We start from the raw sequence: 15,902 nt of genomic DNA on the forward strand, positions 1-15,902 counted from the left end.
CGCCCCCGCCACGGGGGCCTTCGCACGAAGGAGCACGCCCGCATGACCGCACCGCACCACCGGCGAGCCAGGGGGATCCTCGCCGGCCTGGCGGCCACCGCCTTCCTCGGCACCGCCACCGCCGCCGCGGCCCCCGCCGTCGGAGCACCCGCCTTCCCGAACCCGCCGGGCCCCGGCACCACCGCCGCGCCCCGCCCGACCGCCGCGCCCGCCTGTTCGACCGCGTACCGCATCACCCGCAAGCTCGACGGCGGCGCCTCCTGGGACATGTGCTGGCGCTACAGCACCGACGCCGGGCTGATCCTCGACCACGTCACCTACCAGCCGCCCGGCGGCGCCCCCGTCCGCGTCCTCACCAGCGCCCGGCTCGCCCAGATCCACGTGCCGTACGACGACGGCGGCGCCGAGTACGACGACCTCACCGGCGCCGGATTCGGCTGGGGCCTGCAGGACCTCAAGCCCGCCGAATGCCCCGGCGGCACCCTCGCCACCGTCAAGGTCCCCGAGGTGGGCACCGTCAAGGGCCTCTGCACCACCACCCGGGCCCGCGGCCACGCCTACCGCATGGCCGCCGACTCCGGCTCCGGCGTCTACCAGGCCCAGGCCAAGGACCTGCTCGTCTACACCGTCAACAAGGTCGGCTGGTACGAGTACATCTCCGAATGGCGCTTCTCCTCCGACGGCACGATCGGGGCCAACGTCGGCGCCACCGGCAGCCTCTCGCCCGTCGACTACAACGCCACCGACGGCCGCGGCTGGCCCATCGGCAAGGGCGCCCGCGGCTACGCCACCAGCCACGCCCACAACGTCTTCTGGAAGCTCGACTTCGGCCTCGACGGCGGCAAGGACCGCATCGAGCAGTACGACTCCACCGTCACCCCGCCCACCGGCGACGGCAGCCCCACGGTGAAGACCAAGCGCACCACCGTCACCAAGGAACTCGCCGGCGACGCGAAGAACATGCGGTGGTGGCGGGTGGTCAGCGGCACCGGCAAGAACGCCGACGGCCACGCCCGCAGCTACGAGATCGTCCCCGGCCACACCGACACCCACGCCGGCCGCGGCTTCACCAAGCACGACGTCTACTTCACCCAGGCCCGCGCCTGCGAGCAGTACGCCAGCAACAACATCGGCAACTGCCCGGCCAACGCCGGTGACAGCGTGGACAAATGGGTCAACGGGGAGACTCTGGCCAAACCGACCGTCTGGGTCAACATAGGGTTCCACCACATCGCCCGGGACGAGGACCAGCAGCCCATGCCCGTCCACTGGCAGGGCTTCCAGCTCGCGCCCAGGGACGTAACCGCTATGAATCCCCTCACTCCGCCCGATCTCGCCTCCCAGAACGGACAGCCGACGACGCCGAGTTGAGCAAGCGGCCGGACGATCCTGCTGCACCGCCTCCCGCTCCCGGAGTACCCTTCCTTGATCTTGTCGGAAGAATCGGGACGGGCGTCCAGAGCAGAAGGCGGTGCGCGGGTGAGCTCGGGAGGTCTTGAGCTGCCCCCAGGTGACGCGGGTCACGAGGGGGGACCGGCCGACCCGGGGGAGGCACCGCCCACGGTGATCCTCCCCCCGGGCACCGCCACCCCCGGCGCGGTCCCCGTGGTCCGCCCGGTGGAGATCGGCGCCGAACTCGACTGGGGCGCCGAGGCGTGGGGCGAGGTCCGCACCCGCGCCCAGCGGGCCGGCCGCGCCTACATCTGGCTCAATCTCGTCGAACAGCGGATGCGGGCCGTCGTCGCCGCCGTCCTCCGGCCGGTCTACGAACCCGTCCACGGCGACGAGTGGGTCGTCGCCGCCGCCGGACCGGCCGGCCAGGAATGGGTCCGCCGGGCCGTCGCCGTCCGCGAGGTCTCCCGCCGCAAGGGCTACCTCCTCGACCCCGCCGACGACAACGTCCTCTCCTTCCTCACCCTGCCCCAGCTCCGCGAGCTGATGGTGCAGCACTGGCCCTGCTTCGAGCCCTACTTCGACGACCGGCGCGAGGTCGAACTCGCCCTCGACGAACTGGAGGTGACCCGGAACGTCGTCTCCCGCAACCGGGCCCTCTCGCCCACCGTCCTCGCCCAGGCCGAACGGGCCTCCGCCCGCATCCTGGAGATCCTCGGCAGCGGCGCCGGCGCCCCCTCCGCCGACCGGCTGCCCGTCGACGCCGTCGAGGACCTCGTCGGCGACCGGTACGCCGACGTCGTCTCCGTCCACCCCGACCGCGTCCGGCTCCAGCGCCAGCTGCCCGCCGAGGACCTCTTCGGCGGCGCCCGCCGCCTCGACGCCACCGGCATAGGCCTCAATCTGCTCGTGCAGAACTTCTCCGGCCGCCGCATGGTCCGCCTCGCCGAGTCCGGCTGCCGGATACGGCTCCTCTTCCTCAACCCCGCCAGCAGCGCCGTCAAGCGCCGCGAGCGGGAGCTCGGCATCAGGAAGGGCGAACTGAGCCGGTCCGTCGAGATGAACATCCTGCACATGCGCCGGGTCCGCTCCAAGCTCCGCGACCCCGACGCCTTCCAGATCCACGTCTTCGACGAGACCCCCCGCTTCACCGCCTACCTCGTCGACGGCGACGGCCCCGACGGGGTCGGCGTCGTCCAGTCCTACCTCCGCCGGGCCCGCGGCATGGAGGCGCCCGTCCTCGTGCTGCGCGGCGGCGGCCGGACCGTCGTCCGGCCCGACGGCCCCGGACGTGACGCGGACCACGGACTCTTCGAGACCTACCGGGAGGAGTTCGAGTCCGTCTGGCTGGACTCCCGGCCCGTTTCCTGAGAGCCCCGTGCCCGCCCCTCCGGCCGCGTTGTCAGAGGCGCGTGCGAGGGTGTGAGCACCACGGGGGAGATCACGTAAGGAGGACCCGATGGCCTGGCATGGGGAACCACTGGTCGGCTTCGACCTGGAGACGACGGGGACGGACCCGCTCGAATCCCGCATCGTCACCGCGTCCGTCGTCGGCGTCCACCGCGGAGCGGTGGTCCGGCAGCGGGACTGGCTCGCCGACCCCGGTGTCCGCATCCCCGAGCAGGCGTCCGCCATCCACGGCATCAGCAGCGAGCGGGCCGCCGCCGAGGGCCGCCCGGTCCGCGAGGTCGCCGACGAGGTCGCCGAGACCCTCACCGGCTACTGGGCCCAGGGCGTCCCCGTCGTCGCCTACAACGCCTCCTTCGACCTCACCCTGCTCTCCGCCGAGCTGCGGCGGCACGGGCTGCCCTCGCTCGCCGAGCGGAGGGGCGGCGCCGGCATCGGCCCCGTCCTCGACCCGTACACCATCGACCGGGCCGTCGACCGCTACCGGCGCGGCAAGCGGACCCTGGAGGCGGTCTGCGGCGAGTACGGCGTCGAGCTCACCAGCGCCCACCAGGCCTCCGCCGACGCGCTCGCCGCCGTCCGGGTCGCCCTCGCGATAGCCGCCCGGCACCCGCAGGTGGCCGCCCTCGACCCGGCCGAGCTGCACGAGCGGCAGATCGGCTGGTACCGCGCCTGGGCCGAGAACTTCCAGGACTTCCTGCGCCGCAAGGGCGACCCGGACGCGGTCGTCGACCCGGTGTGGCCGCTGCGCGGCGAGCCGGTGACCGTCGCCCCCTGACGGAGGCGCCGGGCTCCCGGCCGACCGTCAGGCGTGCTCCTTGAGGAACGACAGCAGCAGCTCGTTCACCGTCTCCGGCTGGTCCAGCTGGAGCCAGTGGCCCGCCTCCTCGACCCGCTCGTACCGCCACGGACCGGCGACGAAGTCGCCCGTCCGCTCCATCGACGGCTCGGTGAGGAACCGGTCGCCGGTCGACCAGACGCCCATCACCGGGATCCGCTCCGGCACCGGCGCCACCGGCCCCTCCGGGCCGAACAGGGACTCCGCCGGGACACCCGCCCGGTAGATGTTGAGCGCCGCCGTCAGCGCGCCCGGCTCACGCAGCGGCGCGATCACCGACTCCGCGTCCGGGTGCTCGGCCAGCATCTCGCGCAGCTGGGCGTGGTCGTCCCGGGAGAGCCAGTCCTCCGCGAGCCCCGCCAGCTGGAACAGCAGCATGTACCAGGAGCGCGCCCGCTGCTCCCAGCCCGCGCCCCGGATCGCCCCGATGTGCCCCACCGAGAGCAGGCTCAGGCTCCGCACCCGGTCCGGCACCACCGACGCGAGCCCCTGGGCGACCCCCGACCCCCAGTCGTGGCCCACCACATGGAAGCGGTCCACGTCGAGCCGGGCCAGCAGCTCCAGCACGTCCCCCACGTGCTTGGCCGGGTGGTACGCCTCGTGGCCGCCCTCGGGACGGTCCGAGCCGGCGAAGCCGCGCAGGGTCGGCGCGACCGTCCGGAACCCGGCCGCGTTGAGGGCCGGCACCTGATGGCGCCAGAGCGCGTGGCTGTCCGGGAAGCCGTGGAGCAGCAGGACCACCGGTCCCTCGCCGCTCGCCTCGACCTCCAGGCCCACCTCGGTCAGTTCGATCCGCATCACAACACCCCGTTCCCGTCGGTCGGTTCGACGGGATCATGATGTCAGTCCGGTCAGAAGGGATACCAGCGGACCTCGGGATCGCCGTCCCGCAGCGAGGCCACCCGCCGCTCGAACTCGGCCAGCGCCTTCGGGTTGTGCGGCGCGTGCTGGGCCACCCAGGCGCAGCTCGCGGTCTCCCGCGCCCCGCGCAGCACCGCGCACCCCTCCCACTCCCGCACGTCCCAGCCGTACGCCGCGGTGAAGGCGTCGTAGGCCGCCGGGTCCAGGCCGTACCGGTCCCGGGAGAGCGCCAGCACCACCAGGTCGTGCTCGCGCAGATCGGAGGAGAAGGTCTCCAGGTCCATCAGGACCGGCCCGTCCGGGCCCACCTGGACGTTGCGGGGCAGGGCGTCGCCGTGGATCGGGCCGGGGGCCAGACGCGGGGTGAGCGCGGCGGCCTCCGGCGCGAAGGCGTCCCGGCGCTCCCGCAGGAAGGCCGCGTCCGCCGGGTCGATCGCGTCCCCGGCGAGCCGCAGCCAGCGCTCCACGCCGCCCAGCAGCTCGCGCCGGGGCAGGGTGAACCCGGTCGGCTCGGGCAGCGCGTGCACGGCCGTGAGGAGCGGCGCCAGGTCCCGCGGCTCGGCCGGGCGGACGGCCTCCGGCAGCGGATGCCAGAAGGTCAGCGGGTGGCCCTCGACCAGCCGGGGCTTCCGCTCCGCGGCCCGCACCGCCGGCACCCCGGCCTCGGCGAGCCAGCCGGCCAGCGCGACCTCGCGCTCCGCCCGCTCGAACAGTTCGGCGGACCGGCCCACCTTGACGACCAGACCGTCCACGGCGAAGACCGCGTTCTCGCCCAGCGCGAGGAGTCGCGCCCCGCCGGCCGGCAGCCCCGCCGCGGCCAGGATCTCCCGGGCCCTCGCCTCGTCCATCGCTCTCTCCCTACCCGGTGGTACGTGTGCGCGAGCAGTCTCCCACCCCTGGCAGCGGCCCCCGGCATTACGAAACCTTGTTCAATAAGTCACAGATGGGTGAAGGGTCTTCCCCCGGCCGCCGTCCATCGGGAAGGGTTCGGACCAGCCACCGCGCCACCCCCCACGAGGCGCGGTGGCCTTCTACGCTGACCGCATGACGACGACGTACGCGCTCCTCCTCCGCGGCATCAACGTGAGCGGCCACCGCAAGCTCCCCATGGCCGAACTGCGCGCCCTCCTCGAAGAGCTCGGCCACACCGGCGTGCGGACCTACCTCCAGAGCGGGAACGCCGTCTTCACCTCCGGCACGGACGCCTCCGGGGACGCCCTCGCCGCCGCGATCGAGGAGGCGATCGAGCAGCGGTTCGGCTTCCGCTGCGACTGCCTGGTCCGCGACGGCGCCTATCTCGCCGCCGTCGCCGAGGCGTGCCCCTTCCCGGCCGACGAACTGGAGGGGAAGCAGCTGCACGCCGTGTACTACTCCGCGCCGGTCACCCCGGAGCGCTTCGCCCCGGTCGACGCCGAGGCCCACCGCCCCGAGGCGTTCGCCCTCGGCGACCGCGTGCTGTACCTCTACACACCGGACGGCCTCGGCCGGTCCAAGCTCGCCGAGGCCGTGATGAAGCCGTCCCTGAACAAGGGAGTGGTGGCGACCGCCCGCAACTGGAACACCGTCCGCAAGCTGGTCGAGATGACCGCCTAGCCGGCCGCGACCGCCACCCGCTCCGGGGCGCGGACCGCCTCCGCGTACCGCTCCACGAGGAGCCGGGCCAGTTCGGGGGCGGCGCCGAGCACCTCGGCCAGCACGTCGGCCCCGGCGGCGCCGGCCGCGATGCGGTCCGGGAGGCGGCCCGGCGCGATCACGTACGGGGCCACCGCCACCCGGCGGACGCCCGGTTCGGCGCGCAGCGCCCGTACCGCGTCCTCGGTGCGGGGGAAGCCCCCGGGACGTGCAGCGGAGGCGAACGCGGGTCGCACGGAGCACCAACCGGTGCGCCGCAGCTCCCGCGCCGTTTCTGCGATCGCCGCGATCGCCTCCGGGTCGGTGGAGCCCGCCGAGGCCAGCACGACCCCGGTGGTGCTCTGGTCGCCGGGCGCCAGCCCGGCCTCGTACAGGCGCCGTTCCACCGCCGCGAGCAGCAGCGGGGACGGGCCGAGGACCTCCGCCTGCCGGATCCGCAGCCCGGCCGGCGCCCGGCGCAGGACGGCCGGGACATCGGCCTTGGCGTGGAAGGCCCGGGTCAGCAGCAGCGGCAGCGCCACCACGTCCCGCACCCCCTCGGCGGAGAGCCGGTCCAGGACGCCCGCCGGCGACGGCAGGTTGAAGTCCAGGAACGCGGTCTCCACCCGCAGCCCCGGCCGCAGCGCGCCGGCCCGGCGCACCAGCGCCTGGACGGTCGCGGCGTGCCGCGGATCACGGCTGCCGTGGGCGACGACGAGGAGGACCGGGCGGTTCATGACGGGTCGCTCACTTCACCAGGAGGCCGCGGCTGCGGAGCACCCAGCGCTCCAGCGGGCTGAAGATCAGCAGGTCGATGGCGATGCCGACGACCAGGATCAGCAGGATCGCCAGGAAGACGCCGGGCAGGTCGATGTTGTTGCGGCCGTTCTCCAGCAGCTGGCCCAGGCCGAGGCCCAGGTCGGGGGAGGAGGCGATGATCTCCGCCGCCATCAGCGAGCGCCAGGAGAAGGCCCAGCCCTGCTTGAGGCCGGCCAGGTAGCCCGGCAGCGCGGCCGGGAGGACCACGTGCCAGGTGCCCTTGAGGCCGGTGGCGCCGAGGGTGCGGCCGGCCCGCAGGAAGAGCGGCGGCACCTGGTCCACGCCGGAGACCAGGCCGTTGGCGATGGACGGGACGGCGCCGAGCAGGATCACCGTGTACATCATGGCGTCGTTCAGGCCGAACCAGAGCACGGCCGGCGGCACCCACGCCACCGACGGCAGCGACTGGAGACCGGACAGGATCGGGCCGATCGCGGCGCGCACGAACTTCACCCGGGCCACCAGCAGACCCAGCGGGGTGCCGATGGCGAGGGCGAGCAGGAAGCCGGCCAGACCCCGGGAGACGCTGGTCCAGATCACTTCGAGCAGGGTGCCCTGGAACCACATGTCGACCAGGCCGTCCCAGACCGCGGACGGCGCGGGCAGCTTGGTCTCCTCGGTGATCCCCGCGGAGACCAGGACCTGCCAGACGACCAGGACGAGGGTGACGGCGAGGACGGGCGGGAGGACCTTCTTGACCAGGACCTCGCGGACCGGCGTCCGGCGGATCTCGACCGCGTCCAGCGCGTCGAGCCCGGCCTCCAGACCGGCGAGGTCGTCCGTCCTGTCCTCCGGGGCGGTGTCAGTGCTGGCCATGGCGGCGGATCTCCCCACGCAGGTGTTCAGTGATCTCAAGGGACAGCTCGGCCACGTTCGCGTCCTCGATGCGACGCGGCTGCGGGATGTCCACGGTCCACTCCTTGGCCACCCGGCCGGGCCGGGAGGAGAGCAGGACCACCCGCTGGGCGAGCCGGACGGCCTCGCGCACGTTGTGGGTGACGAAGAGGACGGAGACGTTCGTCTCCTCCCAGATGCGGGTGAGCTCGCCGTGCAGCACGTCGCGGGTGATGGCGTCCAGCGCCGCGAACGGCTCGTCCATCAGCAGCAGCCGGCTGTCCTGGGCCAGCGCCCGGGCGAGCGCCACGCGCTGGCGCATGCCGCCGGACAGCTCGTGCACCCGCTTGCCGTACGCGCCGCCGAGCCGGACGAGTTCGAGCAGCCGCTCGGCCTCGGCCTTGCGCAGGGCCCGCGGCATCCCGCGCAGCCGCAGGGCGAGTTCGATGTTCTTGCCCGCGGTCAGCCACGGGAAGAGGGCGTGCTCCTGGAACATCAGGGCCGGCCGGCCGCCCGGGGTCTCGATGGACCCCTGGGTCGGCCGGTCCAGTCCGGCGACCAGGTTCAGCAGCGTGGACTTGCCACACCCCGAGGCCCCCAGGAGGGTGACGAACTCGCCGGGCGCGACGTCGAGACTGACGTCGTCCAGGACGAGCTGGGCACCGGCCGGGCCGGAGAAGGACTTCGAGACGTGCTCGATCCGGGCGGCGTGCGTCTGTTCCGCTACGGTGCCCTCGGCAGCCTTGGCGAACGTCGTGGCCATGGTCGTCACCTCCTGGGTATCAGCTGCGGACTGCTTACTTGACGCCGAGGCCGGCGTCGGAGACCTCGGGCTGCCCCTCGGCCTTGAGCACCTTGTTGAGGAGCTTCAGGTCGTAGATGCCGGCCAGGTCGGGCTGCTTGATGAGCTGTGCCTTGACCGCCCACTCGGACTGGGTCTTCAGCGTGGCGGCCAGCGGGTCGTTGGTGATCGCGATGCTCGGCCACGCCGGGTCGATGACCTTGGCGGCGAGCGCCTTGCCCGTCTCCGCCTCCAGCGCGGCGTTGGCGGATTCCTTCGCCTTGTCCGGGTTGGCGTTGATCCACGCGTTGGTCTTCACCGTGCCCCGCAGCACGGCCTCCACCACGTCCGGGTGCTCCGAGAGGAACTTCTGCGACACGATGATGTTCGTGATCACGAACTTCTTGTCGGGCCACAGGGAGGTCTCGTCGAGGAGCACGGACGCGCCCTGCGAGACCAGCTTGGAGGCGGTCGGCTCGGGAACCCAGGCGCCGTCGATGGAACCGGACTTGTAGGCGTCCGGGGTGACCTTGTTGTCCGTGCGGACGACGGAGACGTCACCCTTGCCGGACTCCGGGTCGACCTTCCAGCCCTTCTCGGAGATCCAGTTGAGCAGCGCGACGTCCTGCGTGTTCCCCTTCTGCGGGGTGGCGATCCGCTTGCCCTTGATGTCGTCCAGGGTCTTGATCTTGTCCGGGTTCACGACCAGCTTCACGCCGCCGGAGGCGGAGCCGGAGATGATCCGCAGGTTCTGTCCCTTGGACTTGACGTAGGCGTTGATGGACGGCGAGGGGCCGATGAAGCCGATGTCGAGAGAGCCGCCGTTGAGCGCCTCGATCTCGGACGGGCCGGCGTTGAAGGTCTGGGGCTTGAGGACGGTGCCGCCCAGCTCCTTCTGGATCAGGCCGTCCTTGACGCCGATCAGCGCGGTGGCGTGCGTCAGGTTGGGGAAGTAACCGATCCGGACCTCGGAGGCGGAGAGCTTCTTCGCGTCGGCCGCGACCGGGGCCTTCTCCGCGGAGTCGTCCTTCTTCGCCTCGGAGCCGTAGCCGCAGGCGGAGAGCGCGCCGATCAGGACGGGCAGGGCGGCGGCGGCGACCAGGCTGCGGCGCAGGGTGGTGCGGGTGGTGGCAGGCACGGAGGTGTTCCCTCGATTCAGGGTCTTCGAAGTCTGTGTCTATGTCGTTCGGGGTGGAGCGGGTGGAGCCGTGTCGCACCGCTCGCGCGGTGCACCGAGGTCAGCACGCACATCGCGCGACGCCTCCCCTGCCCGCGCCGAGGGCGCCGGAGCCGATCCGGCCGCCTTCCTTCGCGAAGGTCCCGAAGAAGTCCTGGGTCATGTCAGAAGTCCCATCCGTCCTCGTCGTCGCCGGCCGCGCCGGCCGGGGCGCCGGCGAAGGACTCGCCCGCCATGCCGGCCGCCAGGGTGGTGCCGTCGGCCGGGTCGATCAGCAGGAACGAGCCGGTGCGGCGGGAGTCGGCGTACGCGTCGAGCGCCAGCGGCTCGGCGGTGCGGACCTTCACCCGGCCGATGTCGTTGGCGACGAGCTGCCCCGGCTCCGGGTGCTGGGAGAGGTCGTCCAGGGTGAGCCGGGACGGGATCTCCTTGACGATCGCCTTGACCGTGCGGGTGGTGTGCTTGAGCAGCACCCGCTGGCCGACGGTGAGCGGCTGGTCCGCCACGTGGCAGACGGTCGCCTCGACGTCCTGGCTGGTGGCCGGGGCGTCGCCGCTCGGGGCGAGCAGGTCGCCGCGCGAGATGTCGATGTCGTCGGCGAGCCGGATCGTCACCGACTGCGGGGCCCAGGCGATGTCGACCGCCTCGCCCAGCGCGTCGATCGCGGTGATCGTCGACTTCTTCCCCGACGGCAGGACGGTGATCTCCTCGCCGACCCGGAACGCGCCGGCCGCGATCTGGCCCGCGTAGCCGCGGTAGTCGGGGTGCTCGGCGGTCTGCGGGCGGATCACGTACTGGACGGGGAAGCGGGCGTGGCAGGCCGTCAGGTCGTGGCTGACCGGGACGGTCTCCAGGTGCTCCAGGACGGTCGGGCCGCCGTACCAGTCCATGTTCGCGGACGGCTCCACCACGTTGTCGCCGGCCAGCGCCGAGATCGGGATCGCGGTGATCTCCGGGACGCCGAGCTCGGAGGCGTAGGTCGTGAACTCCTCGGCGATCGCGGCGAAGACGGGCTCGGCGTAGTCGACGAGGTCCATCTTGTTCACGGCGAGCACCACGTGGGGGACGCGGAGCAGCGCGGCGACGGCGGCGTGCCGGCGGGTCTGCTCGACGACGCCGTTGCGGGCGTCGACCAGGACCACGGCCAGCTCGGCCGTCGAGGCGCCGGTGACCATGTTCCGGGTGTACTGCACGTGCCCGGGGGTGTCGGCGAGGATGAACCGGCGGCGGGCGGTGGCGAAGTAGCGGTACGCCACGTCGATGGTGATGCCCTGCTCGCGCTCGGCCCGCAGGCCGTCGGTCAGCAGCGCCAGGTCGGGGGCGTCCTGGCCGCGCTGGAGCGACGCGGCCTCGACGGCCTCCAGCTGGTCGGTGAGGACCGACTTGGAGTCGTGCAGCAGCCGGCCGACCAGGGTGGACTTGCCGTCGTCGACGGAGCCGGCGGTGGCGAAGCGCAGCAGGGTGGTGGCCGAGACGTCGGCGAACTGCTCGGTGGACGTGCTCATGGTTAGAAGTACCCTTCGCGCTTGCGGTCTTCCATCGCGGCCTCGGACATCTTGTCGTCGGCTCGGGTGGCGCCCCGCTCGGTGAGGCGGGAGGCGGCGATCTCGGCGATGACGGCGTCGAGCGTGGTGGCGTCGGAGTCGACGGCGCCGGTGCAGGACATGTCGCCGACGGTGCGGTAGCGGATCAGCCGCTTCTCGACCGTCTCCGACTCCTTCGGGCCGCCCCACTCGCCGGCCGTCAGCCACATGCCGTTGCGGGCGAACACCTCGCGCTCGTGGGCGAAGTAGATCTCCGGCAGCTCGATGCCCTCGCGGGCGATGTACTGCCAGACGTCCAGCTCGGTCCAGTTCGACAGCGGGAAGACGCGGACATGCTCGCCGGGGGCGTGCCGGCCGTTGTACAGCTGCCACAGCTCGGGGCGCTGGCGGCGCGGATCCCACTGCGAGAACTCGTCGCGCAGGGAGAACACCCGCTCCTTGGCGCGGGCCTTCTCCTCGTCGCGGCGGCCGCCGCCGAAGACCGCGTCGAAGCGGTGCTGCTGGATCGCCTCGGTGAGCGGCACCGTCTGCAGCGGGTTGCGGGTGCCGTCCGGGCGCTCGCGGAGCTTGCCGGCGTCGATGTACTCCTGCACGGACGCCACGTGCAGGCGCAGCCCGTGCCGGGCGACGACCCGGTCGCGGTACTCCAGGACCTCGGGGAAGTTGTGCCCGGTGTCGACGTGCAGCAGCGTGAAGGGGATCGCCGCGGGGGCGAACGCCTTGAGCGCCAGGTGCAGCATGACGATGGAGTCCTTGCCGCCGGAGAAGAGGATCACCGGCCGCTCGAACTCGCCCGCCACCTCACGGAAGATGTGGACGGCCTCGGACTCCAGCGAGTCGAGGTGCGACAGCGCGAACGGGCTGTCGGTCGTGTCATGCGTGTGGGCGACAGTCGTCACGCCAGGCCCCTCTCGGTGAGCAGCGCGTGGAGCTGCGCCGCGGACTCCTGCACGGTCTGGTTCTGGGACTCGATCCGCAGATCGGGGGCCTCGGGCGCCTCGTAGGGGTCGTCGACGCCGGTCAGGCCGGAGATCTCGCCGGCCGCCTGCTTGGCGTAGAGGCCCTTGACGTCGCGGACCGAGCAGACGTCGACCGGGGTGGCCACGTGGACCTCGACGAAGGCGGTGGACTCGGCCTGGTGGCGCTTGCGGACCGCCTCGCGGCTGTCGGCGTACGGGGCGATGACCGGGACCAGGACGGTGACGCCGTGCGAGGCGAGCAGCTCGGCGACGAAGCCGATCCGCTGCACGTTGGTGAACCGGTCCTCGCGGGAGAAGCCGAGGCCCGCGGAGAGGAACTCGCGGATCTCGTCGCCGTCGAGGATCTCGACGCGGCGGCCCTCCTCGCGCAGCCGGCCGGCCAGCTCGTAGGCGATCGTGGTCTTGCCGGCGCTCGGCAGGCCGGTGAGCCAGACGGTGGCACCGGTCACGTGATTCTCCAGGGGGGTGTCGGGGGTGGTCATCAGCCGTGCAGCCCGCATTCGGTCTTGGCGCGGCCGGCCCAGCGGCCGGCCCGGGCGTCCTCGCCCGCCTCGACCCGGCGGGTGCAGGGGGCGCAGCCGACGGAGGCGTAACCGTCCATGAGGAGCGGGTTGGTGAGGACGCCGAACTCCGCCACGTACGCGTCGACGTCGTCCTGCGTCCAGCGGGCGATCGGGGAGACCTTCACCTTGCGGCGCTTCTCGTCCCAGCCGACCACCGGGGTGTTCGCCCGGGTCGGGGACTCGTCGCGGCGCAGTCCGGTCGCCCACGCGGTGTACGCGGTCAGCCCCTCCTGGAGCGGCTTGACCTTGCGCAGCGCGCAGCACAGGTCGGGGTCGCGGTCGTGCAGCTTGGGGCCGTACTCGGCGTCCTGCTCGGCCACGGTCTGACGCGGGGTCAGGGTGATCACCTTGACGTCCATGACGGCCTCGACGGCGTCACGGGTGCCGATGGTCTCCTCGAAGTGGTAGCCGGTGTCGAGGAAGACGACGTCCACGCCGGGCATGGCGCGGGAGGCGAGGTGGGCGACGACCGCGTCCTCCATGGAGGAGGTGACGCAGAACCTCGGGCCGAAGGTGGCGGTGGCCCACTGGAGGATCTCCAGCGCGGAGGCGTCCTCCAGGTCGCGGCCGGCCTGCTCGGCGAGCGCCTTCAGCTCGGCGTCGGTGGTCGCCGCGGTGACCTGGCTGCCCCGATTGTTCTGAGTGGCCGTCATATCTCTTCCCCTCCAGAGGACTCGACCGAAGTCGCCGGGGCGAGGAGCCCCAGGAACTTCAACTGGAAGGCCCGGCTGCACGCGGCGCATTCCCATGCTCCGTGGCCCTGCTCGTTCGGACGCAGGTCCTCGTCCCCGCAGTAGGGGCAGTAGAAGGGGGCGGCGCGCTCGCTCACGGTGCCTCCTCGTTCGCTTCTCCGCCCGCGCGGCGCACCGGTGCGGCTTTCGCGGTCGTCCGCGGCCCGGTGGCCGCGCGGTCGTCGCTCACGACAGGGACTCCTCGGACGCGCGGGCCGCCCAGGTGGCGAAGCGCTCGCCGTCCTCGCGCTCCGCCCGGTAGCGGGTGAGGACGCGCTCCACGTAGTCCGGGAGCTCGGCCGAGGTCACCTTGTGACCGCGGAGCTTGCGGCCGAAGCCGGCCTCCAGGCCGAGCGCGCCGCCCAGGTGCACCTGGTAGCCCTCGACCCGGTTGCCGTCGGCGTCCAGGACCAGCTGGCCCTTGAGGCCGATGTCGGCGACCTGGATGCGGGCGCAGGCGTTCGGGCAGCCGTTGATGTTGATGGTCAGCGGCTCGTCGAAGTCGGGGAGGCGGCGCTCCAGTTCGTCGATGAGCGAGGCGCCGCGGCCCTTCGTCTCGACGATGGCGAGCTTGCAGAACTCGATGCCGGTGCAGGCCATCGTGCCGCGCCGGAAGGGCGACGGGGTGACCCGCAGGTCCAGCGCCTCCAGGGCGGCGACCAGCGACTCGACCTGCGCCTCGACCACGTCGAGGACGAGCATCTTCTGCTCGGCCGTGGTGCGGACCCGGCCGGAGCCGTGCGCCTCGGCGATCTCGGCGATCTTGGTGAGGGTGGGGCCGTCCACGCGGCCGACGCGCGGGGCGAAGCCGACGTAGAAGTTGCCGTCCTTCTGCCGGTGCACGCCGACGTGGTCGCGCCAGCGGCCGGCCGGCTCCGCCGGGGCGGGGCCGTCGGTCAGCTTCCGCTTGAGGTACTCGTCCTCCAGGACCTGGCGGAACTTCTCCGCGCCCCAGTCGGCGACGAGGAACTTCAGCCGGGCGCGGTTGCGCAGCCGGCGGTAGCCGTAGTCGCGGAAGATCGAGATGACGCCCTCGTAGACGTCGGGGACCTCGTCCAGGGAGACCCAGGTGCCCAGGCGGACGCCGAGCTTGGGGTTGGTGGAGAGGCCGCCGCCGACCCAGACGTCGAAGCCCGGGCCGTGCTCGGGGTGGACGACGCCGACGAAGGAGATGTCGTTGATCTCGTGCGCCACGTCGAGCAGCGGCGAGCCGGAGACCGCGGACTTGAACTTGCGGGGCAGGTTGGAGAAGTCCTTGTTGCCGATGATCCGGCGCTGGATCTCGTCGATGGCGGGGGTGCCGTCGATGATCTCGTCCTCGGCGATGCCGGCCACCGGCGAGCCGAGGATGACGCGCGGGGTGTCGCCGCACGCCTCGGTGGTGGACAGGCCGACCGCCTCCAGGCGGTTCCAGATCTCGGGGACGTCCTCGATGCGGATCCAGTGGTACTGGACGTTCTGCCGGTCCGTGAGGTCGGCGGTGCCGCGGGCGAACTCCTCGGAGATCTCGCCGATCACCCGGAGCTGCCGGGTGGTCAGCCGGCCGCCGTCGATGCGGACGCGGAGCATGAAGTACTCGTCGTCCAGCTCCTCCGGCTCCAGGACGCCGGTCTTGGTGCCGTCCAGTCCCTGCTTGCGCTGGGTGTAGAGGCCCCACCAGCGCATGCGGCCGCGCAGGTCGTTGGGGTCGATCGAGTCGAAGCCGCGCTTCGAGTAGACCGTCTCAATACGTGTCCGCACATTGAGACCGTCGTCGTCCTTCTTGAACTGCTCATTGCCGTTCAGCGGGGTGAAGTGCCCCACGGCCCACTGACCCTCGCCACGGTGGCGCCCGGCCTTGCGGCGGGCGGCGGCGGGAGTGGGGTTTTCCGGGGTGGCGGCCATGGCGTCTTGTCCTTCGGGACTGCGAGAGGGCGGCTCTGACCTGCACACTCGCGCGCAGAACAGAGAGTGGCGCGGCGGTGCGCAGCAGGGACGGGCAGAGAGGGAGGTGCGGCGGTGCTGCTTGCTCAGCGCGCCGGACAGATGGCGCTGGACATGCGGCCGAGGTCGACGTGCCGCCGACTCACCAAGGCAGTTCCAGTTCCAGGCATGGCGGAAGCGTGTCACGGGACTTTGGACCCAGTCCAGCATCGTCCGTTATGTGGACATGAACGTCTCACTTTTCAAGACGGTGTGGTCTGGGTCACGGGGGTGTGGGGGGGTGTGTGGGGGCCGATGGGGGGGGCCCCCCCCCGGGCGGCGGCCGGACCCGGGGGGGGCGGTCGCGCGGGGGGTCCCGGACGACCGGGGGGCGGTCGCCTCCGGCGCCACGACCGCGGGGGCGGCCCAGCGGCTCGGGCTGCGCCCGGAGACCGTCAAGGG

17 protein-coding genes are annotated in these 15,902 nt (G+C 72.4%); 4 read left to right on the top strand and 13 right to left on the bottom strand.

What is annotated here, in order from left to right:
* The first annotated feature begins 42 nt into the window (after positions 1 to 42).
* From ACFW1I_RS26645 to ACFW1I_RS26655, 3 genes are all read left to right on the top strand, one after another.
* The gene (locus ACFW1I_RS26645; protein WP_384674570.1) at positions 43 to 1,371 is read left to right on the top strand and encodes a copper amine oxidase; all 1,329 of its coding nucleotides are present in this window, start codon (positions 43 to 45) and stop codon (positions 1,369 to 1,371) included.
* Positions 1,372 to 1,479: 108 nt separating this feature from the next.
* Positions 1,480 to 2,763 (top strand): SAV2148 family HEPN domain-containing protein, encoded by a 1,284-nt coding sequence (locus ACFW1I_RS26650; RefSeq protein ID WP_384674572.1) that lies wholly within the window; start codon positions 1,480 to 1,482, stop codon positions 2,761 to 2,763.
* Positions 2,764 to 2,851: 88 nt separating this feature from the next.
* Positions 2,852 to 3,577 (top strand): 3'-5' exonuclease, encoded by a 726-nt coding sequence (locus tag ACFW1I_RS26655; protein WP_384674574.1) that lies wholly within the window; start codon positions 2,852 to 2,854, stop codon positions 3,575 to 3,577.
* 27 nt (positions 3,578 to 3,604) lie between these two features.
* On the opposite strand, the gene ACFW1I_RS26660 is transcribed toward ACFW1I_RS26655, so the two are convergent.
* Positions 3,605 to 4,435 (bottom strand): alpha/beta fold hydrolase, encoded by an 831-nt coding sequence (locus ACFW1I_RS26660; RefSeq protein ID WP_384674576.1) that lies wholly within the window; start codon positions 4,433 to 4,435, stop codon positions 3,605 to 3,607.
* 53 nt (positions 4,436 to 4,488) lie between these two features.
* Positions 4,489 to 5,346, bottom strand: a complete 858-nt coding sequence (locus ACFW1I_RS26665) for a phosphotransferase (protein WP_384674578.1) — start codon at positions 5,344 to 5,346, stop codon at positions 4,489 to 4,491.
* A gap of 196 nt (positions 5,347 to 5,542) precedes the next feature.
* On the opposite strand from ACFW1I_RS26665, the gene ACFW1I_RS26670 reads away from it, so the two are divergent.
* On the top strand, positions 5,543 to 6,091 hold the full coding sequence (locus ACFW1I_RS26670; RefSeq protein ID WP_384674580.1) for a DUF1697 domain-containing protein: 549 nt from the start codon (positions 5,543 to 5,545) through the stop codon (positions 6,089 to 6,091).
* Here the strand turns inward: ACFW1I_RS26670 and ACFW1I_RS26675 are convergent.
* From ACFW1I_RS26675 to ACFW1I_RS26725, 11 genes are all read right to left on the bottom strand, one after another.
* The gene (locus ACFW1I_RS26675) at positions 6,088 to 6,846 is read right to left on the bottom strand and encodes a sirohydrochlorin chelatase (RefSeq protein WP_384674582.1); all 759 of its coding nucleotides are present in this window, start codon (positions 6,844 to 6,846) and stop codon (positions 6,088 to 6,090) included. The two genes, ACFW1I_RS26670 and ACFW1I_RS26675, sit on opposite strands and share 4 nt — an antisense overlap.
* 10 nt (positions 6,847 to 6,856) lie before the next feature.
* Entirely contained in the window at positions 6,857 to 7,744 is an 888-nt protein-coding gene (locus ACFW1I_RS26680; RefSeq protein ID WP_384674584.1) for an ABC transporter permease, read from the bottom strand.
* The gene (locus ACFW1I_RS26685; RefSeq protein ID WP_384674586.1) at positions 7,731 to 8,525 is read right to left on the bottom strand and encodes an ABC transporter ATP-binding protein; all 795 of its coding nucleotides are present in this window, start codon (positions 8,523 to 8,525) and stop codon (positions 7,731 to 7,733) included. Before ACFW1I_RS26685 ends, ACFW1I_RS26680 begins: the two co-directional genes overlap by 14 nt.
* A gap of 34 nt (positions 8,526 to 8,559) precedes the next feature.
* Positions 8,560 to 9,681, bottom strand: a complete 1,122-nt coding sequence (locus ACFW1I_RS26690) for an aliphatic sulfonate ABC transporter substrate-binding protein (protein ID WP_384674588.1) — start codon at positions 9,679 to 9,681, stop codon at positions 8,560 to 8,562.
* A 203-nt stretch (positions 9,682 to 9,884) separates the two neighbouring features.
* Positions 9,885 to 11,225 (bottom strand): sulfate adenylyltransferase subunit 1, encoded by a 1,341-nt coding sequence (locus tag ACFW1I_RS26695; RefSeq protein WP_384674590.1) that lies wholly within the window; start codon positions 11,223 to 11,225, stop codon positions 9,885 to 9,887.
* A 2-nt stretch (positions 11,226 to 11,227) separates the two neighbouring features.
* On the bottom strand, positions 11,228 to 12,163 hold the full coding sequence (cysD, locus tag ACFW1I_RS26700; RefSeq protein ID WP_384674592.1) for a sulfate adenylyltransferase subunit CysD: 936 nt from the start codon (positions 12,161 to 12,163) through the stop codon (positions 11,228 to 11,230).
* Entirely contained in the window at positions 12,160 to 12,726 is a 567-nt protein-coding gene (gene cysC / locus ACFW1I_RS26705; protein ID WP_384674594.1) for an adenylyl-sulfate kinase, read from the bottom strand. The genes cysD and cysC overlap by 4 nt, the downstream gene beginning before the upstream one ends.
* Positions 12,726 to 13,460 carry a phosphoadenylyl-sulfate reductase gene (locus tag ACFW1I_RS26710; RefSeq protein WP_384674596.1) on the bottom strand — a complete coding sequence of 245 codons (735 nt, stop codon included), beginning with the start codon at positions 13,458 to 13,460 and terminating at the stop codon, positions 12,726 to 12,728. Before ACFW1I_RS26710 ends, cysC begins: the two co-directional genes overlap by 1 nt.
* Positions 13,457 to 13,636: a hypothetical protein gene (locus ACFW1I_RS26715; protein ID WP_384674598.1), complete on the bottom strand. Its 180-nt coding sequence runs from the start codon at positions 13,634 to 13,636 to the stop codon at positions 13,457 to 13,459. Before ACFW1I_RS26715 ends, ACFW1I_RS26710 begins: the two co-directional genes overlap by 4 nt.
* An 88-nt stretch (positions 13,637 to 13,724) precedes the next feature.
* Positions 13,725 to 15,422 (bottom strand): nitrite/sulfite reductase, encoded by a 1,698-nt coding sequence (locus ACFW1I_RS26720; RefSeq protein ID WP_384674600.1) that lies wholly within the window; start codon positions 15,420 to 15,422, stop codon positions 13,725 to 13,727.
* 125 nt (positions 15,423 to 15,547) lie between these two features.
* Complete coding sequence (locus ACFW1I_RS26725; RefSeq protein WP_311136957.1) at positions 15,548 to 15,631, bottom strand: putative leader peptide; 84 nt, start codon at positions 15,629 to 15,631, stop codon at positions 15,548 to 15,550.
* Between the last annotated feature and the right edge of the window lie 271 nt (positions 15,632 to 15,902).

Origin of the sequence: Streptomyces sp. NPDC058955 (genome assembly GCF_042741435.1) — a bacterium.
Lineage (GTDB): Bacteria > Actinomycetota > Actinomycetes > Streptomycetales > Streptomycetaceae > Streptomyces.

What these genes read in the sequence shown, in the direction of transcription:
- ACFW1I_RS26645 (WP_384674570.1), top strand. Translation starts at nt 43, where the DNA reads ATGACCGCACCGCACCACCGGCGAGCCAGGGGGATCCTCGCCGGCCTG.
- ACFW1I_RS26655 (WP_384674574.1), top strand. Translation starts at nt 2,852, where the DNA reads ATGGCCTGGCATGGGGAACCACTGGTCGGCTTCGACCTGGAGACGACG.
- ACFW1I_RS26660 (WP_384674576.1), bottom strand. Translation starts at nt 4,435, where the DNA reads ATGCGGATCGAACTGACCGAGGTGGGCCTGGAGGTCGAGGCGAGCGGC.
- ACFW1I_RS26665 (WP_384674578.1), bottom strand. Translation starts at nt 5,346, where the DNA reads ATGGACGAGGCGAGGGCCCGGGAGATCCTGGCCGCGGCGGGGCTGCCG.
- ACFW1I_RS26670 (WP_384674580.1), top strand. Translation starts at nt 5,543, where the DNA reads ATGACGACGACGTACGCGCTCCTCCTCCGCGGCATCAACGTGAGCGGC.
- ACFW1I_RS26675 (WP_384674582.1), bottom strand. Translation starts at nt 6,846, where the DNA reads ATGAACCGCCCGGTCCTCCTCGTCGTCGCCCACGGCAGCCGTGATCCG.
- ACFW1I_RS26680 (WP_384674584.1), bottom strand. Translation starts at nt 7,744, where the DNA reads ATGGCCAGCACTGACACCGCCCCGGAGGACAGGACGGACGACCTCGCC.
- ACFW1I_RS26685 (WP_384674586.1), bottom strand. Translation starts at nt 8,525, where the DNA reads ATGGCCACGACGTTCGCCAAGGCTGCCGAGGGCACCGTAGCGGAACAG.
- ACFW1I_RS26695 (WP_384674590.1), bottom strand. Translation starts at nt 11,225, where the DNA reads ATGAGCACGTCCACCGAGCAGTTCGCCGACGTCTCGGCCACCACCCTG.
- cysC (WP_384674594.1), bottom strand. Translation starts at nt 12,726, where the DNA reads ATGACCACCCCCGACACCCCCCTGGAGAATCACGTGACCGGTGCCACC.
- ACFW1I_RS26710 (WP_384674596.1), bottom strand. Translation starts at nt 13,460, where the DNA reads ATGACGGCCACTCAGAACAATCGGGGCAGCCAGGTCACCGCGGCGACC.
- ACFW1I_RS26720 (WP_384674600.1), bottom strand. Translation starts at nt 15,422, where the DNA reads ATGGCCGCCACCCCGGAAAACCCCACTCCCGCCGCCGCCCGCCGCAAG.
- ACFW1I_RS26725 (WP_311136957.1), bottom strand. Translation starts at nt 15,631, where the DNA reads ATGCCTGGAACTGGAACTGCCTTGGTGAGTCGGCGGCACGTCGACCTC.